Below are 19660 nucleotides of genomic sequence, written 5' to 3'. Positions count from 1 at the left end.
GAGCCCGTATGTGGCGGAAATCATTCACAGCCAGACGCCAGACTGCGATACAGACTGTAAAGGAAAACTTGCTGAAGATGTGGCAAAAGGGAATGCAGTAGTATCAGCCCATCTGGCAGGTACTGTTGGGTTAGATATATTGCCAAAGGGGGGCTCTGGTAACAGCTGCCATCGGTGGCGGAGCCAATACTGCAATACAATATGCCACGACTCGTGAAGTGAATTACACAGATGCGTTGATAGCGACTTGGGTTGGAGCTGCAACCTCAAAAACTGGTTGGTTGGGAACTGTGGGATGGAATACGGCAGGTGGAGCGGCATCAAGTTATATTAAAGGAGATGACCCCATGGTTGGGGCTATAACAAGTAGTGTTGGCTCTGGATTAGGATATGGGGTTGGTCATTATGTAGTGAAGCCTACTGCAAATACAATCGGTAAATGGATAACTGGTGGATGGGACCCCAAATTTGATCCCGTTAGATTAAAACATACGGAAATAAAAGGGCTGATTTGAATATCGAAAGAAATATCGCCAAGTAAAATTCCTGGAGCAACAGGAAACATAACTGGTTCCTTTCGCACAGAATACGGCAGTGTTGAAACTCAAGAAATTATCAATAAGGTTAAGAAATGAGTAGTTCAATCTTTCTTTTAAAAAGAAAAATGATCGCTAGTTTTTGCATATTTTTTGTCTGTATGTTCTCTGTAATTATTACTGGGCTATTGGCAAAAATTTTTTTTGTTACAGTGCTATGGATTCTGGGTGATGAATTTCAATTGTCATGGAATGATATCCTACAAGGCATAAAAATCGGGAGTGTGGGAGGAGGGGTACTAGGTATCGGAATTATTCTTTCGCGCCTTTTTAAGGTTGAAGGATTCTAGTTCACGTTCAGAAGAAGTTTGTTCATAATATTATGAGTCCGCTATGTGACAAGGAGAAAGAGCAGAACCAGCCGGCGGTGACGCAGGGCAAGCTGAACGTGCAGGCGGCGCGGCGCTGACACAGTTTGCCCAGCAGGAACGCTAACGCGAATCTGTATTGCCCCTCCCCGTTATCCGGGGAGAGGCAGGTGAGGCCATTACACCGCGACTTCCATTTCCATCATCACCGGGTGGAAACGGCGTTTAAAGTAAATCAGGCCGTGCCCTTGCGGGCTCAGGGTAATATTGCGGATCTCCACCAGATACACCAGGTGGGTACCAATGGTTTGCACCTGGCTAATCTCGCCTTCGAGGCTGGCCAGCGACCCCTTCAGCACCGGCTGTCCGAGCGCGCCCTGCTGCCAGCCGCTGAGGGCAAACCGCTCTTCCATCGTCACCCCGGTCATCCCGGCGAAGTGGCGGGCCATGATTTCCTGCTCGTGGTTCAGCACGTTGATGCACAACTTGCCGTTGCCCTGAAATACCGGGTTCATCGCGCTGTTGGCGTTGATACAAACCATCACCGATGGCGGCGTATCCGTCACCGAGCAAACCGCCGTGGCGGTAATGCCGCAGCGGCCGGCTTCACCTGCGGTGGTGACAACGTTAACCGCAGCCGACAGGCTGGCCATGGCATCGCGAAAACGCAGGCGTTGTTCATCTAATTGCATTATGACCTCCCGCTGTGAATTACTTCAGCAGCTTATCCAACATGTTGATATCAGCGTTATTGTGCAGATGCGGCACCGTCCAGCCGTTCTGGTCGTACTCGGACAGGCAGCGGTCGACCATCGCCATCATTTTGTCCATATTGCCGGAGCTCTGCGCCTGGCGCAGACACTGCAGGCGAATTTCATCCTGACTACCGGAGTAGTTGATCTCATACAGTTCATGGCGGCCGCCGAATTCGCTGCCGATGGCGTCCCACATCAGTTTGAGGATCTTGATACGTTCAACGTGATCCATACCGTTGGAGCCGCGCACGTACTTCGCCAGATACTGATCGATCTGCGGGTTGTTCAGATCGCGGGCGCTGGACGGCAGATAAATCAGGCCGCTGGTGACGTTACGCTCGATGATGTTCTTGATCTTGGCGTAGGCCATCGGCGCCATCACGCGATAGGTCTGCAGCGCGGCGTGATCCGGCAGCCATGCGCCGTTGACCCACGGCGTCGCTTCCGAGCACATGGAATCGCTTAACGCCCAGAACATGTTGCGCCACGCCACCACTTCGCCAAGGTCGGCCTGTACGCCGCGGAATTCGAGGGTGCCGGTACATTCCAGAGAACGCTTCAGCAGGGCGGTGATAAAGTCGAGTTTCACCGCCAGGCGCACGCAGGCCTGCAGCGGGTACATGCGGGCGAAACCACCTTCCATGGTCCAGCGGCGGCAGCGGTCAAAGTCGCGATAAATCAGTACGTTCTCCCATGGGATCAGCACCTTATCCATTACCAGAATCGCGTCGTTCTCGTCGAAACGGCTGGAAAGCGGATAGTCGTACGGCGATCCGGTCGCGCCGGCGACCATCTCATAGGAGGCGCGGGAGATAAGCTTGACGCCTTCGGCATCCATCGGCGCGACGAACATCAGCGCGAAGTCCGGGTTCTCGCCCATCACCTGTGCGGAGCCGAAGCCGATCATGTTGTAGTGGGTCAGCGCCGAGTTGGTGGCGACCACTTTCGCGCCGCTGACGATGATCCCGGCATCGGTCTCTTTTTCCAGCTTGATGTAGACATCCTTCACTTCATCAGCCGGCTTGTGGCGGTCGATCGGCGGGTTGACGATAGCGTGGTTAAAGTACAGGCCGGTTTCCTGAATGCGGGTGTACCAGTTGCGGGCGTTCTGCTCGAACTGGCCGTAAAACGCCGGGTTGGCGCCCAGCGCGCAGCCGAAAGCGGCTTTGTAGTCCGGGGTGCGGCCCATCCAGCCGTAGCTTAAGCGCGACCATTCGGCGATGGCGTCGCGCTGCTGGCGCAGATCGTCGGCGCTTTTCGCCACGCGGAAGAATTTATGGGTGTAGCCGCCGCTACCGGTATCGGTGCCCCAGCACAGGGAATCCTGCATCTCCGGTTTGTGCAGCGCATCGTACAGCTGAGCGACGGAAGCCGCGGCATTACGGAAGGCCGGATGCGTGGTGACATCCTTCACGCGCTCGCCGTAGATATAAATTTCGCGGCCATCCTGCAGGCTTTTTAAATACTCTTCGCCAGTTAACGGGCGTTTCGCGTCGGCGCGGAAATCTTCAGGTTTCATAGGGGCCTCTTCAGTATTTATCGGAATAATAATGTTAAATATATGTTTTGTTTTTGTTGTTTAATTGAAGCGGTTATTGCGCTTGTCGTGAAGGGACGTTTGCGACAACGGCGGGTACTTTTCAGGCGGGAGTGAATTTTGTGATCTCTGCAGCTTTTGGCGGGCGGCGCGGCGCTGACTCGCCCTACGGTCTGTAGCCCCGGCAAGCGCCGCGCCGCCGGGGTATTAAGACACCGGTACTTTTTGCGCCCGGTAACTGCTTGGCGAGCAGCCGACCTGGCGGCTAAAAAAGCGCGCAAAATAAGCGGGATCTTTAAACCCCAGCTGCCAGGCTATCTCATTGACCGCGCTATCGGAAAACAGCAGCAGCCGCTTCGCCTCGCGTAGCTGGCGGTCGAATATCAGCCGCTTCGGCGGGCGGTTGGCGAAGCGGCGGCAGATATCGGTCAACCGCGATTCGGTCAGATGCAGCTCGCTGGCGTAATCCGGTACCGTCCAGTGTTGATGGAAGTGGCTGTCGATCATCTGGTTAAAGCGCTGGAATAATTTCAGCTCGCCGCGCATGCCGCTGGCGGCATGATCGTCGAGCCTGGCGTTGCGCAGCAGCAGGGTAAATACCGCCTGCGCCAGCAGCGCCAGGGTATGCTCGCGCCCCGGCAGCTGAGCGGTGGATTCACGGCGAATCAGCTGCCAGTAGTGCGCCAGCGCCGCCAGCTCGTCGGGTTTATCCGCCAGCGACAGGCAGATCCCCGGCAGACCGAAGGTCTCCCGCGTGCCGGGATAAAGCACCTCCAGCAGCGGCCAGATGAGTTCTTCGTGCACCGTCAACACGTGACCATCGCTATCGGACTCGGTAATAAAGGCGTGCGGTACCGAGGGCGGTGTTATCACAAACAGCGGCGCCTGCACCGAATAGCGGTGGTCATCAAGCTGCAGCTCAATCTGTCCGGTATCAAGAAAGTGCATCTGAAAATAGCGGTCGTGGCGATGCGCCTGCATGTCGCGGCCAAAAAAGGCCGCCATGCGGGCAAACGACTGATAGTGCACCTCTTCGGTGCCCAGACTCTCGTCGTAATCTTTATTGATGTCGATGTTGGCGATTGAATGCTGGCACATACCCGCTCCTTAGTGGCCTTTTTGCGCCGCTAAGCCCGGCGCGGCGGCGGCGTCCTCGCGCTGGCTCATCGGAATGCGGGTGAGCACCAGCGCGCCGACGATCAGCAGCCCGGCGACAAACCACAGCCCGGAGCTAAAGCTGCCGGTGGTATCGCGCAAAATGCCGATCAACAGCGGGCTGACGGCAGAGCCGACGTTGCCGATGGCGTTGATCACCGCCAGCGCCACCGCGCGCGATTGCAGGCTGATCACCCGATCCGGGGTGGTCCAGAAAATGGCCATCGCGGTAAAGGATCCCACCGAAGCCATAATAATGCCGATCAGTTGGATCAGGCTGTGGTGCGTTGCCGAAGCCAGCAGCCAACCCGCCGCGGCGAACAGGTAGGGCAGGATGGTATGCATCTTGCGCTCTTTGCGCCGGTCGGAGCGGCGGCTCCACCAGATCATGCCGAAAATGGTGCAGAACTGCGGGATCGCCGCCAGCAGGCCAATCATGATGTTGCTACTGCCGGTGTTGAAGCTCTGCAGGATCTGCGGCGTCCAGATATTAATAGCGCTGAGGGTATTGGTCAGGCAGAAGTAGGCGAGGGTATACATCAGCACCGCTGGCGTCAGTACTTCGCGCAGCGTGGAACGCGGCGAAGCCGGGACGATCGCCGCATGTTCCCGCTCGCGATCGATCATCGCCTTCAGCGCCTGTTTCTCTTCGTTATCCAGCCAGTTGGCTTTATCCGGCGTGTCGTTGAGGAAGAACCAGGTGACGACGCCGAGCACCACCGACGGCAGGCCTTCCAGCAGAAACAGCCACTGCCAGCCCTTCAGGTTCCACAGGCCGTCGAGCGCCAGGATATAGCCGGAAAGTATCGAGCCGAGCATCATGGTCACCGGCATGGCGATCATAAACAGGGCGTTGGCGCGGGCGCGATGATAGGCCGGGAACCACCAGGTCAGATAGACGAGGATCCCCGGCAGAAAACCGGCTTCGGCGATGCCGACCAGCATGCGCAGGATGTACAGCGTATGCGGGCTGGTGGCGAACATGGTGCAGGTCGAGGCGATCCCCCAGACCACCATGATCCCGGCGATCCAGCGGCGCGCGCCAACTTTCGCCAGCATGATATTGCTGGGGATCCCGCACAGCACGTAGGTGACGTAGAACAGCGTCGCCGCCAGGCCGAACATGGTGGAGGTCAGGCCAAGATCTTTACCCATCGTCAGGCCGGCGAAGCCGATATTAATGCGATCCAAAAATGAGAAAACAAAGAGAACAAACAGGAAGGTGATCAGACGGCGGAACAGCTTTTTGATCACCCGGTTTTCTACTTCAACGGCTTTATTATCATTGTGTTGCAGGGTAGAGGTAGTCATGTTGCGCTCCACATTATCCGTTCAATAGACGGATTTATTGTTATCGGTTGTGGTGGTTGCGGTGTGGGTAAAACGGGCCGCCAGCGCTTCTGCGCCGCGGGCCAGCAGGGTGGTATCGACGCCGACGGCGACGAACAGCGCGCCCAGTTCGAGATAGCGTTTCGCCAGCTGTTCATTGGCCATCAGGATCCCCGGCGCCTTTCCGGCCTGGCGGATTTGCTGGATGGCATCTTCAATGGCGGCCTGCACTTCCGGGTGTTGTGGGTTGCCGCCGTGGCCCATATCAGCGCTGAGATCCGCCGGGCCGATAAACACGCCATCCACCCCTTCGACATCGAGGATCTGCGGCAGATTTTTCAGCGCTTCGCGGGTCTCAATCTGCACCAGTACGCACATGGCGTCATTGGCCCGGTGGATATAATCCGGGACGCGATTCCAGCGCGAGGCGCGGGCCAGCGCGCTACCGACGCCGCGGATGCCGGCTGGCGGGTAGCGGGTGGCTCTGACCGCCAGCCGCGCTTCTTCGGCGTTCTGCACCATCGGCACCAGCAGGGTCTGTGCGCCGACGTCCAGCAGTTGTTTAATTTGTACCGGATCGTTCCACGACGGACGCACCACCGGCTGGCTGGGGTAGGGCGCAATGGCCTGAAGCTGGGTCAGCACCGTTTGTACATTGTTGGGCGCGTGTTCGCCGTCGATCAGCAGCCAGTCGAAGCCCGCGCCGGCCAGCAGTTCGGCGCTGTAGCTGCTGGTCAGCCCCAGCCACAGGCCGATTTGCGGACGCCCGGCCTTGAGCGCCTCTTTAAATGCGTTGTTCATGTTGCTCTCCTCAAACAAAGCGGCAGCTGATGGCGCCCATGTTGCCGTAGTCGACGTGGAAGGTATCGCCCTTGCGCGCCGGGACCGGGCGGGTGAAGGAGCCGCCGAGGATAATCTGCCCGGCTTCGAGCTGGACATCGTATGGCGCCAGTTTGTTGGCCAGCCAGGCCACGCCGTTGGCCGGATGATTAAGCACGCCCGCGGCGACGCCGGTCTCTTCAATCACGCCGTTGCGATACAGCAGGGCGGAGATCCAGCGCAGGTCGAGCTCGTCCGGTTTAATCGGCCGGCCGCCGAGGATCACCCCGGCGTTGGCGGCGTTATCGGAGATAGTGTCGAACACTTTGCGCGGACGCTGGGTTTCCGGGTCGATGTTGTGGCAACGCGCGTCGATAAGCTCCAGCGCCGGGATAACGTAGTCGGTGGCGTTGTAGACATCAAACAGCGTACAGTTCGGGCCGCGCAGCGGTTTGGCCAGAACGAAGGCCAGCTCGACTTCGATACGCGGCACGATGAAGCGGTCGGTGGGAATATCGCTGCCGTCGTGGAAAAACATATCGTCGAGCAGCGCGCCGTAGTCCGGCTCGCTGATCTGCGAACTGGCCTGCATCGCTTTAGAGGTCAGGCCGATCTTGTGGCCTTTGAGCACGCGGCCTTCGGCGATCTTCATCTCGACCCACTCGCGCTGGACGGCGTAGGCGTCCTCAATGGTGATCGACGGATAATCCAGCGAGATCGCGCGGATCTGTTCACGCTGCTTTTCGGCCTGGTTCAGCCGCTGGGCAATCAGGGTACGGGTCTGTTTATCGAGCATAGAGATTCCTGTGGCATTACCGGAAATGTGCACAATCGAGTAGCCCGGGCGAGGCGTTTACGCCGACCCCGGGGTGGCCCGGAGCAAACCCCGGCGTCGCGTTGCTCGGCCGGGCTACCTGCTTGAGCCTCGATGTATTATTTAAATAACGCGTGCACGTTGTTCTGTTTGTAGTTCAGCGTCGGGTCGAGTTCTTCCATGGCGAACGACAGCGCCAGATAGCGGCTCTCCATCAGCGCGGCAAAGTGGGCTTTGATCAGCGCGAAAAGCATTTCGCCCACCTCCTGACGGCTCTCAAGGCTGCGCCCGGCGCCGATCTTCAGGGTCATATGCACGAAGGCGTAATCATGCTTGCCGTCGGCCATCTGCCAGGTATCGAGCCAGTGGGCGCGGCTACGAATGCCGCCAATCGGAAAGATACCGGTGGCGGCCAGCGCCTCGTTGACTTTAGCGAACAGCCCCGGTAAATCGGCCTGTTCGCGGATATTGTCGCTACACTCGGCGATAAAATGCGGCATACGGCCTCCTTACGCCTGCGCCGGCAGCGGGAACACGGCGTTAACCTGGCCGGTACCGGAACTGGCGAATAGCTCGGTGATAAACTCCACCTTGCCGTCGTATTTATCCCAACCCAGCAGGCCGAGCAGCATCACCGTGTCGTGCATGTTGCCTTCGCCGTAGCAGTAGTCGGCGTACTCCGGCAGCATGGTGCAGAACTCTTTGAATTTGCCCTCGCGCCACAGCTTCACCACGCGCTCATCCATCTGATGATCAAACTCGCGGGTATAGCTGTTCATCCCCTCTTCGGCGCGCTGGTCGTCGATAAAGCGATGCGACAGCGAACCGCTGGCCAGCACCGCTACGGTGCCGTCATATTTGTCGATGGCCTTGAGGATGGCCTCGCCCAGCTTGCGGCTGTCGGCAAAATCGTGAACGGTACAGAAGGCGGAAATGGACACCACTTTGAAATGCTTATCGCTATTCATGTAGCGCATCGGCACCAGGGTGCCGTACTCCAGCTTCAGGCTCGGAATATTGTGCGCTTTGGCGCGTACGCCAAGCTTGACGGCCTCGTCGGCAATCAGGTGGCCCAGCTCCGGGTTGCCGTCGTAGTCGTAGGTCATGTCGCGAATAAAATGCGGCAGTTCGTTACTGGTGTAGACGCCCTGAAAATGGTCGGCACAGTTGATGTGGTAGGCGCTGTTGACCAGCCAGTGGGTATCGAACACGATGATGGTATCAACGCCCATTTCACGGCAGCGCTTGCCAATTTCTTTATGCCCGTCGATCGCGCCCTGACGGCAGCCGTGGTTTTTCCCCGGCAGCTCAGACAGATACATCGACGGCACGTGAGTGATTTTTGCTGCTAACGCTAACTTACCCATATCAGACTCCCCATTTCGGGATCGGATGGTCGCCCATCGAGATGCAGACGTTTTTCATTTCGGCGAATACTTCAAAGCTGTATTCGCCGCCTTCGCGGCCGGTGCCGGAGGCCTTCACGCCGCCGAACGGCTGGCGCAGGTCGCGCACGTTCTGGGTGTTGACGAACACCATCCCGGCTTCAATACCGCGCGCCAGGCGCAGCACTTTGCTGACGTCCTGGGTCCAGATGTACGACGCCAGACCGTATTCCACATCGTTGGCCAGACGCAGCCCTTCCGCTTCGTCTTTGAACGGCAGCAGGCAGGCGACCGGGCCAAAAATCTCTTCCTGGGCGACGCGCATGCGGTTGTCGACATCCGCCAGCACCGTCGGGCGCAGGAAGTTGCCGGATTTCAGATGCGCCGGCAGGTCGGACGGTTTATCCGCGCCGCCGGCCAGCAGGGTGGCGCCCTCTTCAATGCCGAGGCGAATGTAGCCGGACACTTTCTCCCAGTGCTGCTTGCTAATCAGCGCGCCGACCTGGGTATTCGGATCGGTCGGATCGCCCACGCGCAGGCGGTTGGCGCGCTCGGCGAAGCGTTTGACGAACTCCGGATAAATACTCTGCTGAATGAAAATGCGCGAACCGGCGGTGCAGCGTTCGCCGTTGATCGAGAAAATGGTGAACAGCGCGGCGTCGAGTGCGCGCTCGATATCGGCGTCTTCAAAAATCAGCACCGGCGATTTTCCGCCAAGCTCCATGGAGTACTTTTTCAGGCCGGCGTTTTTCATGATGTTGCGCCCGGTGGCGGTGCCGCCGGTGAAGGAGACGGCGCGCACATCATGATGGCGTACCAGCGCGTCGCCAGCGGTGGCGCCATAGCCCTGCACCACGTTGAGCACGCCAGCCGGGATCCCGGCCTCCAGCGCCAGCTCGCCCAGACGATCGGCGGTCAGCGGCGACAGCTCGGACATTTTCAGCACCGCGGTATTCCCCAGCGCCAGGCACGGCGCCACCTTCCAGGTGGCGGTCATAAACGGCACGTTCCACGGCGACACCAGCGCGCAGACGCCAACCGGCTGCACGAGGGTGTAGTTGAGCATCTTGTCATCGACCGGATAGGTCTTGCCGTTCATCTGCTGGCACACTTCGGCGAAAAATTCGAAGTTATGCGACGCCCGCGGGATCAGCACGTTTTTGGTCTGGTGGATAGGCAGGCCGGTATCGGCGGTTTCCATCGCCGCGATCTCCGGGACGTTCTGATCGATCAGATCCCCCAGGCGGCGCATCAGGCGCGCGCGCTCTTTCATCGGCAGGTTAGCCCACTTCGGGAAGGCCTCTTTCGCCGCCGCTACCGCCTGGTTGATTTCGGCTTCGCCGCCGGAGGCGACTTCAGCCAGTACCTCGCCGGTGGCCGGGTTGGTGGTATGAAAATAGTCTGCGCCGGCAACGTTTTTACCGTTAATCCAATGGTTAATCTTTTTCATGACAGTGTCTCCTCATACGCTTGCTGGCTGATGATATGGTTGACCAGGCGGCCCACGCCCTCGACTTCAACGATCACCTCGTCGCCCGGCACCACATCGGATAGCCCTTTCGGCGTGCCGGTGGCGATCATGTCGCCCGGTTGCAGGGTCATAAATTCGCTTAAATAAGCGATGAGGAACGGGATGCTGAAGATCAGATCGGCGGTGGTGCCCTGCTGGCGCAGTTCGCCGTTGACCCAGGTACGCAGGGCCAGATTATGCGGATCCGGGATCGCCTCTTTGGCGACGATCCACGGGCCAATCGGCGTCAGGGTATCGCGGCTTTTCACCCGCAGGTTCGGGCGGTAGTAGTTTTCCAGATAGTCGCGGATCGCGTAGTCGTTGCACACGGTATAGCCAGCGACATAATCCATGGCCTCGGCTTCGCTGACGCGGCGCGCGGTTTTCCCGATCACTACCACCAGTTCGGCTTCGTAGTGCATGTATTCGACGTTATCCGGGCGTACCGACTGCTGCTGGTGGCCAATAAAAGTGTTCGGCGCTTTGATGAATACCAAAGGCTCGGTTGGCGGTTTAAACTCCAGCTCGCTGGCGTGGTCGGCGTAATTCAGCCCCAGCGCGAACAGCGTGCCGTCGGCGGGCGGCAGCCAGCGGAATTCGCCTTCTTTCAATACCGTGCCATCGGGCAGGCGCACCTGGTCGCGTTCATCGACCAGCACGTCGCGTACCTGTCCCTGCCATTCAATACGTGCCTGTTTCATGCCAGCTCTCCTTCTGCGACAACCGGGTTTTCGAGCGCCGGGAAACCGTCGGCGAGAATACGTACGCGGTCGCCGGGGCGCAGCGTGACGCGGGAGTGGGGCGTGCCGATAAGGATCGCGTCGCCGGGATTGAGGGTGGCGAACTCGCTTAAGGCGCTCAGCAGCTGCGCGGCGTTACGCTGCAGATCGCCGGTATGCCAGCTATCCGCCTCGCGGCCGTTGATTTCGGTGATGATGGTCAGGTTATCGACGTTGCGCACCGCCGACAGCGCGCCGATGGGGCAGAAGCCATCGCGGCATTTGGCCTTGATCGCCGGGCGATAAAAACTCTCTTCCGGCAGGCTAACGTCGTTAGCCAGCGCGTAGCCGGCGATATAGTGCGCCGCCTCTTCCGCCGCCACTTTACGCGCGGTTTTGCCGACAATCAGCGCCACCGTCGCGCCGCTTTGTACGGTCTCGCCCTGCGGATGGGGAATGGCTTCGCCATCGCCAATCACGGTATTGCGGGGTTTGATGAACCAGACCGCGGTTTTCGGCGGCGTCTTGTAGGGGGCCTGTTGAAACGCTTCGCGCCAGGCGTCGAGCTGGCTGCGATGATTGAGCGCAACGGCGAAGATGGTACCTTTCATTCACCACTCCTCTGGTACTGATTATCGATTCGAAGGAATTTCATTAATATGTTAATGATCATCTTTTATTCTTTGCGCGCCGGTTTGGCAAATAGAAGTGAATATTTTGTGATCGGATTAACACAATATTTACATATTTTTTATTTATTTATTATTTATCATATAGATATATTTATTTTTAATGACAGCTGGTACTTTTCAGGTGCAGAAACCGGTTGTACATGGCAGGATTATGGCTAATTATTAAATTGTTAATAAGTTTTGGTGAGCGTTGTTGAGGGGATACCATGCATGATTCATTAACCATTGCGCTGCTGCAGGCGCGGGAAGCGGCGATGGCCCATTTCCGGCCGATCGTCAAACGCCACAACCTGACCGAACAGCAGTGGCGTATTGTGCGTATCCTTGCGGAAAACCCATCGATGGATTTCCACGACCTGGCCTGGCGCGCCTGCATTTTGCGCCCCAGCCTGACCGGGATTCTGACCCGCATGGAGCGCGACGGTTTAGTGTTGCGTTTAAAACCGGTCAACGATCAGCGCAAGCTCTACCTGTCGCTGACGCCCGCCGGGCTGGCGCTGTATGAGAGCGCCCAGGCGCAGGTGGAAGAGGCCTACCGGCAGATAGAAGCGCAGTTTACGGCGGAGAAGATGCGTCAGTTGACCACGCTGCTGGAGGAGTTTATTGCGCTTGGCGTCCCTGCCGGGCGCGGTGATGAAGAAGAGTAGCGGTTACGGCTCGGCGCTCAACCTGGCGAGGGCAATAAGCGTTTCCGCGCGGGCAGGGGCCAGCGGTACTCTCGGCTGCGGCAGCGGCCAGCCATACAACCAGCGGGCGCTGGCGGCGCAGGTGCGCCCCTGACAGGCGCCCATTCCGCAGCGCTGGGTAAGTTTGGCCTGCGGCCAGCCTCCGGCGGCCGCCACATCGCCGCAGCGCACATCCTCGCAGCGGCACAGCAGGCTCTCCGGCGTCGCCGCGTTTTTCAAAGATTCCGCCAGCCGGAAGGCGCGGTTTATGGCGTCGGCGAAGCGCTGCCAGCGGGCGCGGCGGGCAAATAACGCCTGCGCTTGATGGCTGGCCCCGGCGGCGGCAAAACCGGCGATTTCGCCCTCCGCCAGCGCCAGTTCGCTACCGCCGAAACCGGTGCACTCGCCAGCGGCGTAGATATCCGCGATGCTGGTCTGCTGCCAGCGGTTAACCTGTATCGCCTCCTGCGCCGTGGCGCAGCCAAACAGCAGCGCCGTCTCGATATTGGGTATCAGCCCGTAACCGATAGCCAGCCGATCGCAGGCGATAGTTCGCTCGACGCCGCGCTGGCGCAACGTAACGGCTTCCAGCCGCGTTGTGCCGTGAGCGCGGATCACCTGCGTGCCGCTAAGATAACCTTTCGGAGCCAGCGTCGCTAACTGGCGCAGCTTCTGCGGCCAGCGCCACAGCCCACCGGCGAAGCGCAGCAGTGCCGGGAGCGGCGCTTGCTCAATGATATTCGTCACTTCGCCTCCGGCCTTGTTCACCGTATCCGCCACCGCCAGCAGTAGCGGACCGCTGCCGGCAATCACCACCTTTTCTCCTTTCAGCGCCAGGCCCTGTTTGATTTGCGCCTGCAGGCCGCCCGCGCCGGTCACGCCGGGTAAGGTCCAGCCGGGAAAGGGCAGCGACAGCTCGCGCGCGCCGCAGCAGAGGATCAGTTTCTGCCAGTGAACCACGCCACCGCCGTCGGCGGTTTCAAACAGCACACTGTACGCGGAGGGGCGGGCAATCAGCCGCGCGCCGTTCACTAACCGGATGGCGGCAGACGTGACGATGGCGTCGCGGTAGCGCCGGGCCAGGGCGGGTTGCGTCGCCTGCGGACCGGCACGCCAGATTTGCCCGCCAGGGGCGGAATTATCGTCGAGAATAATCACCTGTTTATCGCAGGCGGCGGCGGAGAGCGCGGCCGCCATCCCTGCGGGGCCGGCGCCGAGGATTAAAATGTCACAGCGCAGCGTGTTCATCGCGGCTCCTTTCTATTTGCATATCGGACCGGCACAGTGTCTGGCAGGCCAGCACCCGTAGGCCATCGACGGTGACCCGGCACTCCTGGCAGACGCCCATGCCGCAAAACGGCGCGCGGAGGTCGCCGTTAACCGCCTGGCGGGTGGTGGGGTCGCCGGTCAACGCCAGCGCCGCCGCCACGCTGATCCCTTCCGGCACCGTCAGCGCTTCGCCATCAACGATGATAGTGAGCGTGGCATTCATGCGATCGCCTCCTGTTGAGATAAACGAGCCGGAAGCCAGGCGTCGGGAGCCAATGGGCAGCGTTCATCGAGGATCTGCGCCGCCAGCAGTTCAGCCGAGGCCGGGGCAGTGGTGACGCCCAGCCCTTCATGGCCCAGCGCTAGCCATAAACCACGGCGGGTGGGGTGCGGGCCGATCAACGGATTGCCATCCGGAGAGGCGGCGCGCAGGCCGCTCCAGCAGCGGATGATATTCAACGTCGCCAGCGCCGGCACGAAATGGCGGGCGCGATCGAGCATCTGCGCCAGCAACGGCAGATCCAACTCGCGCTCGCGGTTATCAAACTGACGCGAAGAGCCAATTAGTAGCTGGCCGGTTGGCCGCGGCTGAAGGTTAAACGCCACCGAGGTGCCGCCGCCGTGGGCGCTGGCGCCGTAACCCAGCTCAACCAGCTGGTGATGCACCCGCGGCTGGTAGCGATCGGTAATCGCCAGTTGGCCTTTTTTCGGTCGCAGCCAGTTTTCCGCTAACAGCGCGTTGGCTTCAAGTCCGCAGGCCACCACGATCGCCCGCGCCTGTTGCCGTTTGCCGCTGGCGAGCAGCACCTGCGGCTCTTCAATCGTCTGTACGCTATCGCGCAGGCAGGTAAGATGGTTTCCGGCATCGGTAATCAACCAGCGGGCGACGTTCGGCGCGTAGAGGATGCCATCGCCTGGCACCCACAGGCCGCCGGCCAGCCCGCCGCGCAGCAGCGGCTCGCGGCCGGCGATCTGCTGCGGGGTCTGGAGTTCGCTGTGCACCTGATGACCGGCCATCCGCCGCTGTTTGTCGCCAGCCACGGCCATCTCTTCTTCGCTTTCCGCCAGCCACAGCGTACCGCAGCCGCGCCAGGCGCAATTGTCGGGCATCCGTGGCGTGATAGCGCGCCAGCGTTCCAGCGACCATGCCGATAATGCAAGCTCGGCGGGGTCGTCATCCATGCACACCAGATGGCCCATACCGGCCGCCGTCGCGCCAGGCTGACCGTCATCGATAAGCGTCACGCTCTGCCCCCGCTTCGCCAGCTGCCACGCGCAGGCGGCGCCGATGATCCCGGCGCCGATCACGATGACGTCGCACTGCTTCACGGCGCGATCCCCCAGCAGAAGGGATCGTCAGGGTTGAGGATCAATTGGTTATCGCCGCAGACCCAGGCTTCGCCGCGGATCGTTGGGATGATGCCTTCAGCGGTGCGCTGGTAGCTGGCGGTAAACTGGCTACCGATGATGCTGGCCTGCCGCCAGATTTCCCCCGGCTGCAACTTGCCATCCTGCGCCAGGCAGGCCAGCTTGGCGCTGGTGCCGGTACCGCACGGTGAGCGATCCCAGGCCTTTCCCGGACAGAGTACGAAGCTGCGGCTGTCGGCGGTATCGTCATCGGCGAAGAGTTCGATATGGTCGATAACGCCGCCGTCGTCGCCGCGGATCCCCGCGGCTTCCAGCCCCTCGCGCACTGCCCAGGCGTAGTCGGTGAGCTGTGGAATATGTTCGGGGGTAATGGCAAACGGGTGGTCGTTAATCAGGAAAAACCAGTTACCGCCCCAGGCAATATCGCCGATGACGGGACCCAGCGCGGTTTCAACGCGGATCTGTTTTTTCCAGCGGCGGGCCGGGACGTTTTGCACCGATACGCTGCCATCGTCGTGCAACGTGGCGCTTACGTCGCCGACCGGTGTTTCAATCAGATGTACGCCGGGCTGGATACGCCCAAGCCAGGCCAGCGAGGCGATAAGCCCGATTGTGCCGTGGCCGCACATATTCAGAAAACCGGCATTGTTGAAGAAAATCACGCCAGCGGTAGCCGCCGCCGAGACCGGTTTGCACAGCAGCGCGCCGACCAGTACGTCATTACCACGCGGTTCGAGAATGGCCGCCTGACGCCAATGGTCGAAGTCGCGGGCGAAGCGGTCGCGGCGCTTCGCCATGCTGCCGCCGCCGAGATCGGGGAATCCGTCAACGATCAGGCGGGTTGGTTCGCCGCCGGTGTGTGAATCAATAGCTCTCAACGTAATAGGGGGGCGTGGCGCGGTCATCAGGCTCTCCGGAAGTTAACAACATGTTTCATCATGCTGGCGCAACCTTTCCCGACCTGCTTGAGCGCTTTCGTCAGAGAAAATGACGAAATCTGCACAGTAATGAGCGCGGTATATTTCTATTTCACATAGTTATTTCTTATTAATCATTTGTTTAATGCTGTGGTAAACCGAAAGCGACCATTGTGCCAGTGGCTAAACCAGGGGAAGGCGTAAAGCGGATCCAGGATCGCAAAACCGACGGTTGCTGCTTGAGGTGTTAACGGAAAGTGAATAAATATCCTTCGGTCACTTACCATGAGGAGGCCTTATGATCGGTGTTTCTGATGCGCCGCCGCCGCGGGCGGTTAACCAACCTGAGCTGGCCGTCGATGAGCTGAGCCAGATCTGCGAAGGGCTGGCGCGCCAGCGGCCGGAAAATATGCCCGCGCTGCTGAATGCGCTGGCGCTGATTGCGCCCCTGCTCAATGCCATCCCTAATGTGGTCTTTTTTATCAAAGATCGTCAGGCGCGCTATCTGCTGGCGAACCTGACGCTGGCCCGCCGCTGTGGTTTCAAAAGCGTCTCCTCGCTGCTGGGCAAAACCTCCGCTGATGTCTTTCCTTCCGCGCTGGGTCAGGGTTATACCGAGCAGGATCTTCGGGTGTTGCGCGAAGGCGTGACCCTGCGCGATCAGCTGGAAATGCATCTCTACAATGGCCGCGAGCGCGGCTGGTGTCTGACGCAGAAATTGGCGCTACGCGATATCAGCGGGCAGGTGATCGGCATGGCCGGGATCTCGCACGATCTGCAGGAGGCCCACGCCCGCCATCCGGCGTGGCAGCGGCTGGCGATCGTCGACGATCATATCCGCCGCCATTATCACCGGCCGATCGCCATGGAAGAGTTGACCGCCTTAAGCGGAATGTCGATTGCGCAGATCGAACGCTACTGCAAACGGATCTTTCATCTCACTCCGCGGCAAATGATCCACAAAGTGCGGCTGGAAAAAGCTACCGAACTGCTGGCTGGCGATACGCCGATTACCGATATCGCCCTGCAGTGCGGGTATACCGATCACAGCGCCTTTAGCCGCCAGTTCAAGGCGATGACCGGCTCGACGCCGCGCGATTTTCGCCTCACGCTGCTCGGATAAACGCTGGCTCACACTTTTGCCGACTGTGCTAATTTCGTCATCGTATTGAGGGAAAACCGACAAGCCGCCGGTTCCGCGACACGTCAATCTGTCAGTGAATATTCACCATTCATTCACTTCGACTTAACAAAATGACGACAAGGAACCGAGCATGAGCAAAAAAGCGATTCACTGGAGCGGCGTATTTCCGGCGGTCAGCACGCAGTTTCGTAGCGATTACTCCCTCGATTTAGATGCCACTCACGCGGTGATGAAAAACCTGGTGAAAGATGGCGTTTCCGGGCTGGTGGTGTGCGGCAGCGTAGGTGAAAACACCTCGCTGAGCACCGACGAAAAACTGCAGATTATCGAGGTGGCGAAGGATGCCGCCGGCGGCAAAATTCCGGTTATCGCCGGGGTGGCCGAGTTCACCACCGCCTTTGCCCAGAAAATGGCGAAAGAGGCGGAGCGCGTCGGCGTCGACGGGATCATGGTGATGCCGGCGCTGGTCTACTCCTCAAAACCGCATGAAACCGCGGCCCACTTCCGCAGCGTGGCGAGCGCTACCGACCTGCCGATTATGGTCTACAACAACCCGCCGATTTACAAAAACGACGTGACGCCGGACATTCTCGCCACCCTGACCGACTGCGACAACATCGTCTGCTTTAAAGACTCCTCCGGCGATACCCGCCGCTTTATCGACCTGCGTAACACCGTTGGCGACCGCTTCGTGCTGTTTGCCGGGCTGGATGACGTGGTGGTGGAAAGTATTGCCGTCGGCGCGGAAGGCTGGATCTCCGGAATGTCCAACGCCTTCCCGCGCGAAGGGGAAACGTTATTCCGTCTCGCCCGCCAGCAGCGTTACGAAGAGGCGATGGCGTTGTACCGCTGGTTCATGCCGCTGCTGCATCTCGATGCGCGTCCGGATCTGGTGCAGTGCATCAAGCTGTGTGAAGAGTTGCTGGGCCGCGGTAGCGCCATTACCCGTCCGCCGCGTCTGGCGCTGGAAGGCGAAACGCGCCAGCAGGTGGTGGCGATCGTTGAACAGGCGCTGGCCACTCGTCCGACGCTGCCGGATGTCGGCCTCTGAGCACAGGAGTCAATATGAATGCATCTCAGACCATGGCGGGACGGCAGTTTATCGCCGGACGCCGTATTGCCAGCGGTGAGGCGACGCTATTGAGCCTGCGGGCGGTGGACGGCGAAGCCACCGGCCACCGCTTTTATCCGGCTTCCTGTGAGGAAGCCGCTCAGGCCGCAGAAGCCGCGCAGCAGGCCTTTGCCGTCTATTCACAAACCACGCCGCAGCAGCGGGCGCGCTTTCTCAACGCCATTGCTGATGAACTGGATGCGCTGGGCGAGGCGTTTTTTGCTATCGCCGGGCAGGAGACCGCGCTGCCGCTGGCGCGGCTACAGGGAGAACGGGCGCGCACCAGCGGCCAGTTGCGGATGTTTGCTGGCGTGATCCTGCGCGGCGATACCTTCGCCGCCCGTATTGATACCGCCTTAGCCGACCGTCATCCGCTGCCGCGCCCGGACCTGCGCCAGTATCAGCAGGCGTTAGGGCCGGTGGCGGTGTTTGGCGCCAGCAACTTTCCGTTGGCCTTTTCTACCGCTGGCGGCGATACCGCCTCGGCGCTGGCGGCTGGCTGCCCGGTGGTGGTGAAGGCCCATCCGGGCCATATGGCCACCGCCGAGCTGACCGCCGAGGCGATCGTCAGGGCGGTGGTACGGTGCGGTTTACCCGGCGGCGTATTCAATATGATTTTCGGGACCGATATCGGCGCCGAATTGGTCCGTCATCCGGCGATTCAGGCCGTTGGCTTTACCGGTTCGTTGGCCGGCGGTAAGGCGCTGTATCAGCTGGCGCAGCAGCGCCCGCAGCCAATTCCGCTGTTTGCTGAAATGTCGGCGATTAACCCATTGATTATTCTGCCGCAGGCGCTGCAGACGCGGGCCGAGGCGCTGGCAAACGAGCTGGTGGCGTCATTCACCCTCGGCGGTGGCCAGTTCTGTACCCGTCCGGGGCTGATTCTGGCGCTGCGCGGCGCCGGGCTGGAACGCTTTAAGTCGGCGCTGTGCGCGGCGGTAGCGGGCTCCACGCCGCAGGTGTTGCTCAATGCGCCGACCCTTCAGCACTACCGTCAGGGCGTGGCGGCGCTTGCGGCGCACCCGCGTATCGAGAAGTTGGCGAGCGGCATCTCCGCCGGCGCCGGGCAGGCGCAGACCCTGCTGTGGCAGGCTCAGGTCGAGGATCTGCTGGCGCAGGATACGCTGCTGCAGACCGAAGTTTTCGGCCCGTTATCGCTACTGGTGGAAGTGGACGACGTGGCCCAGCTGCAGGCGGTGGTGAAAGCGCTGCAGGGTCAGCTCACCGCGACGCTGCATGCCGAGGCGGATGATGGCCCGCTGGCGGCGAGCCTTCTACCGCTGCTTTGTGAGAAGGCCGGACGGGTGCTGTTTAACGGTTATCCCACCGGCGTGGAAGTGTGCGATGCGATGGTCCACGGCGGCCCGTGGCCGGCGACCACCGACGCACGCGGGACTTCGGTCGGCAGCCGGGCGATTGAACGCTTTCTGCGCCCGGTCTGTCTGCAGAACGCGCCCGCCGCCCTGTTACCGCCGGCGCTGCAGGATGCGAACCCTTTGAACCTGCTGCGCCTGGTCAACGGCCAGTGGACCCGGGAAGCGATTTCCTCCTCTCATTGACGCAAGGG

At 60.1% G+C, this 19660-nt stretch carries 22 protein-coding genes; 7 read left to right on the top strand and 15 right to left on the bottom strand.

Going from position 1 to position 19660, the window contains the following annotated elements:
* The first annotated feature begins 218 nt into the window (after positions 1 to 218).
* Entirely contained in the window at positions 219 to 515 is a 297-nt protein-coding gene (locus ABLU78_RS10045; protein WP_226925599.1) for a hypothetical protein, read from the top strand.
* Positions 516 to 631: 116 nt separating this feature from the next.
* The gene (locus tag ABLU78_RS10040; RefSeq protein ID WP_020079701.1) at positions 632 to 886 is read left to right on the top strand and encodes a hypothetical protein; all 255 of its coding nucleotides are present in this window, start codon (positions 632 to 634) and stop codon (positions 884 to 886) included.
* 197 nt (positions 887 to 1083) lie between these two features.
* Here ABLU78_RS10040 and ABLU78_RS10035 read toward each other — a convergent pair whose 3' ends face one another.
* The 11 genes from ABLU78_RS10035 to ABLU78_RS09985 form a co-directional block, all read right to left on the bottom strand.
* Positions 1084 to 1596: a 4-hydroxyphenylacetate 3-monooxygenase reductase subunit gene (locus tag ABLU78_RS10035; protein WP_002887467.1), complete on the bottom strand. Its 513-nt coding sequence runs from the start codon at positions 1594 to 1596 to the stop codon at positions 1084 to 1086.
* 19 nt (positions 1597 to 1615) lie between these two features.
* A complete protein-coding gene (gene hpaB / locus ABLU78_RS10030) occupies positions 1616 to 3178 on the bottom strand; it encodes a 4-hydroxyphenylacetate 3-monooxygenase, oxygenase component (protein ID WP_002887473.1) in 1563 nt (520 codons plus the stop codon).
* Positions 3179 to 3403: 225 nt separating this feature from the next.
* Complete coding sequence (gene hpaA / locus ABLU78_RS10025) at positions 3404 to 4294, bottom strand: 4-hydroxyphenylacetate catabolism regulatory protein HpaA (RefSeq protein WP_015368434.1); 891 nt, start codon at positions 4292 to 4294, stop codon at positions 3404 to 3406.
* A gap of 9 nt (positions 4295 to 4303) precedes the next feature.
* Entirely contained in the window at positions 4304 to 5662 is a 1359-nt protein-coding gene (gene hpaX, locus ABLU78_RS10020) for a 4-hydroxyphenylacetate permease (RefSeq protein ID WP_002887477.1), read from the bottom strand.
* Between the two features lie 21 nt (positions 5663 to 5683).
* Entirely contained in the window at positions 5684 to 6481 is a 798-nt protein-coding gene (hpaI, locus tag ABLU78_RS10015) for a 4-hydroxy-2-oxoheptanedioate aldolase (RefSeq protein WP_015704294.1), read from the bottom strand.
* Positions 6482 to 6491: 10 nt separating this feature from the next.
* On the bottom strand, positions 6492 to 7295 hold the full coding sequence (gene hpaH, locus ABLU78_RS10010; protein WP_002887487.1) for a 2-oxo-hept-4-ene-1,7-dioate hydratase: 804 nt from the start codon (positions 7293 to 7295) through the stop codon (positions 6492 to 6494).
* 137 nt (positions 7296 to 7432) lie between these two features.
* Positions 7433 to 7813: a 5-carboxymethyl-2-hydroxymuconate Delta-isomerase gene (locus tag ABLU78_RS10005; RefSeq protein WP_015368431.1), complete on the bottom strand. Its 381-nt coding sequence runs from the start codon at positions 7811 to 7813 to the stop codon at positions 7433 to 7435.
* A 9-nt stretch (positions 7814 to 7822) separates the two neighbouring features.
* On the bottom strand, positions 7823 to 8680 hold the full coding sequence (gene hpaD, locus ABLU78_RS10000) for a 3,4-dihydroxyphenylacetate 2,3-dioxygenase (protein WP_009485358.1): 858 nt from the start codon (positions 8678 to 8680) through the stop codon (positions 7823 to 7825).
* Position 8681: 1 nt separating this feature from the next.
* Complete coding sequence (hpaE, locus tag ABLU78_RS09995) at positions 8682 to 10148, bottom strand: 5-carboxymethyl-2-hydroxymuconate semialdehyde dehydrogenase (RefSeq protein ID WP_009485357.1); 1467 nt, start codon at positions 10146 to 10148, stop codon at positions 8682 to 8684.
* Positions 10145 to 10909: a fumarylacetoacetate hydrolase family protein gene (locus tag ABLU78_RS09990; protein ID WP_009485356.1), complete on the bottom strand. Its 765-nt coding sequence runs from the start codon at positions 10907 to 10909 to the stop codon at positions 10145 to 10147. Before ABLU78_RS09990 ends, hpaE begins: the two co-directional genes overlap by 4 nt.
* A complete protein-coding gene (locus tag ABLU78_RS09985; protein WP_015704295.1) occupies positions 10906 to 11538 on the bottom strand; it encodes a fumarylacetoacetate hydrolase family protein in 633 nt (210 codons plus the stop codon). The genes ABLU78_RS09990 and ABLU78_RS09985 overlap by 4 nt, the downstream gene beginning before the upstream one ends.
* Positions 11539 to 11586: 48 nt before the next feature.
* Here ABLU78_RS09985 and ABLU78_RS09980 point away from each other — a divergent pair, with 48 nt between their 5' ends.
* Both ABLU78_RS09980 and hpaR read left to right on the top strand, forming a co-directional pair.
* Entirely contained in the window at positions 11587 to 11778 is a 192-nt protein-coding gene (locus tag ABLU78_RS09980) for a hypothetical protein (protein ID WP_048230070.1), read from the top strand.
* Positions 11779 to 11825: 47 nt separating this feature from the next.
* Complete coding sequence (hpaR, locus tag ABLU78_RS09975; RefSeq protein ID WP_015704296.1) at positions 11826 to 12266, top strand: homoprotocatechuate degradation operon regulator HpaR; 441 nt, start codon at positions 11826 to 11828, stop codon at positions 12264 to 12266.
* A gap of 3 nt (positions 12267 to 12269) precedes the next feature.
* On the opposite strand, the gene ABLU78_RS09970 is transcribed toward hpaR, so the two are convergent.
* Genes ABLU78_RS09970 through ABLU78_RS09955 form a run of 4 tightly spaced genes read right to left on the bottom strand, consistent with a single transcriptional unit; the run spans position 12270 to position 15826 of the window.
* Positions 12270 to 13532, bottom strand: a complete 1263-nt coding sequence (locus ABLU78_RS09970) for an FAD/NAD(P)-binding oxidoreductase (protein WP_048230071.1) — start codon at positions 13530 to 13532, stop codon at positions 12270 to 12272.
* Positions 13513 to 13776, bottom strand: coding sequence for a (2Fe-2S)-binding protein (locus ABLU78_RS09965; protein WP_045358923.1), 264 nt, complete (start codon positions 13774 to 13776; stop codon positions 13513 to 13515). Before ABLU78_RS09965 ends, ABLU78_RS09970 begins: the two co-directional genes overlap by 20 nt.
* The gene (locus ABLU78_RS09960) at positions 13773 to 14882 is read right to left on the bottom strand and encodes an FAD-dependent oxidoreductase (protein ID WP_048230073.1); all 1110 of its coding nucleotides are present in this window, start codon (positions 14880 to 14882) and stop codon (positions 13773 to 13775) included. The genes ABLU78_RS09965 and ABLU78_RS09960 overlap by 4 nt, the downstream gene beginning before the upstream one ends.
* Positions 14879 to 15826, bottom strand: a complete 948-nt coding sequence (locus ABLU78_RS09955; RefSeq protein WP_023288208.1) for a 4-hydroxyproline epimerase — start codon at positions 15824 to 15826, stop codon at positions 14879 to 14881. The genes ABLU78_RS09960 and ABLU78_RS09955 overlap by 4 nt, the downstream gene beginning before the upstream one ends.
* A gap of 310 nt (positions 15827 to 16136) precedes the next feature.
* On the opposite strand from ABLU78_RS09955, the gene ABLU78_RS09950 reads away from it, so the two are divergent.
* The 3 genes from ABLU78_RS09950 to ABLU78_RS09940 all read left to right on the top strand — a co-directional run bounded on the left by ABLU78_RS09950 (position 16137) and on the right by ABLU78_RS09940 (position 19652).
* The gene (locus tag ABLU78_RS09950) at positions 16137 to 16961 is read left to right on the top strand and encodes an AraC family transcriptional regulator (RefSeq protein WP_015368421.1); all 825 of its coding nucleotides are present in this window, start codon (positions 16137 to 16139) and stop codon (positions 16959 to 16961) included.
* Positions 16962 to 17112: 151 nt separating this feature from the next.
* Positions 17113 to 18033 carry a dihydrodipicolinate synthase family protein gene (locus ABLU78_RS09945; RefSeq protein ID WP_008807565.1) on the top strand — a complete coding sequence of 307 codons (921 nt, stop codon included), beginning with the start codon at positions 17113 to 17115 and terminating at the stop codon, positions 18031 to 18033.
* Between the two features lie 14 nt (positions 18034 to 18047).
* Positions 18048 to 19652, top strand: a complete 1605-nt coding sequence (locus tag ABLU78_RS09940) for an aldehyde dehydrogenase (NADP(+)) (protein WP_048230076.1) — start codon at positions 18048 to 18050, stop codon at positions 19650 to 19652.
* Positions 19653 to 19660 lie beyond the last annotated feature (8 nt).

The sequence above is a fragment of the Klebsiella sp. JN_Kp122 genome (genome assembly GCF_040062085.1).
GTDB lineage: Bacteria > Pseudomonadota > Gammaproteobacteria > Enterobacterales > Enterobacteriaceae > Klebsiella > Klebsiella aerogenes.
This window is presented reverse-complemented; position numbering and strand designations above follow the sequence as displayed.

Coding starts and splice junctions, on each gene's coding strand:
- ABLU78_RS10040 (WP_020079701.1), top strand. CDS start 632: ATGAGTAGTTCAATCTTTCTTTTAAAAAGAAAAATGATCGCTAGTTTT.
- ABLU78_RS10035 (WP_002887467.1), bottom strand. CDS start 1,596: ATGCAATTAGATGAACAACGCCTGCGTTTTCGCGATGCCATGGCCAGC.
- hpaB (WP_002887473.1), bottom strand. CDS start 3,178: ATGAAACCTGAAGATTTCCGCGCCGACGCGAAACGCCCGTTAACTGGC.
- hpaA (WP_015368434.1), bottom strand. CDS start 4,294: ATGTGCCAGCATTCAATCGCCAACATCGACATCAATAAAGATTACGAC.
- hpaX (WP_002887477.1), bottom strand. CDS start 5,662: ATGACTACCTCTACCCTGCAACACAATGATAATAAAGCCGTTGAAGTA.
- hpaI (WP_015704294.1), bottom strand. CDS start 6,481: ATGAACAACGCATTTAAAGAGGCGCTCAAGGCCGGGCGTCCGCAAATC.
- hpaH (WP_002887487.1), bottom strand. CDS start 7,295: ATGCTCGATAAACAGACCCGTACCCTGATTGCCCAGCGGCTGAACCAG.
- ABLU78_RS10005 (WP_015368431.1), bottom strand. CDS start 7,813: ATGCCGCATTTTATCGCCGAGTGTAGCGACAATATCCGCGAACAGGCC.
- hpaD (WP_009485358.1), bottom strand. CDS start 8,680: ATGGGTAAGTTAGCGTTAGCAGCAAAAATCACTCACGTGCCGTCGATG.
- hpaE (WP_009485357.1), bottom strand. CDS start 10,148: ATGAAAAAGATTAACCATTGGATTAACGGTAAAAACGTTGCCGGCGCA.
- ABLU78_RS09990 (WP_009485356.1), bottom strand. CDS start 10,909: ATGAAACAGGCACGTATTGAATGGCAGGGACAGGTACGCGACGTGCTG.
- ABLU78_RS09985 (WP_015704295.1), bottom strand. CDS start 11,538: ATGAAAGGTACCATCTTCGCCGTTGCGCTCAATCATCGCAGCCAGCTC.
- ABLU78_RS09980 (WP_048230070.1), top strand. CDS start 11,587: ATGTTAATGATCATCTTTTATTCTTTGCGCGCCGGTTTGGCAAATAGA.
- hpaR (WP_015704296.1), top strand. CDS start 11,826: ATGCATGATTCATTAACCATTGCGCTGCTGCAGGCGCGGGAAGCGGCG.
- ABLU78_RS09970 (WP_048230071.1), bottom strand. CDS start 13,532: ATGAACACGCTGCGCTGTGACATTTTAATCCTCGGCGCCGGCCCCGCA.
- ABLU78_RS09965 (WP_045358923.1), bottom strand. CDS start 13,776: ATGAATGCCACGCTCACTATCATCGTTGATGGCGAAGCGCTGACGGTG.
- ABLU78_RS09955 (WP_023288208.1), bottom strand. CDS start 15,826: ATGACCGCGCCACGCCCCCCTATTACGTTGAGAGCTATTGATTCACAC.
- ABLU78_RS09950 (WP_015368421.1), top strand. CDS start 16,137: ATGATCGGTGTTTCTGATGCGCCGCCGCCGCGGGCGGTTAACCAACCT.
- ABLU78_RS09945 (WP_008807565.1), top strand. CDS start 17,113: ATGAGCAAAAAAGCGATTCACTGGAGCGGCGTATTTCCGGCGGTCAGC.
- ABLU78_RS09940 (WP_048230076.1), top strand. CDS start 18,048: ATGAATGCATCTCAGACCATGGCGGGACGGCAGTTTATCGCCGGACGC.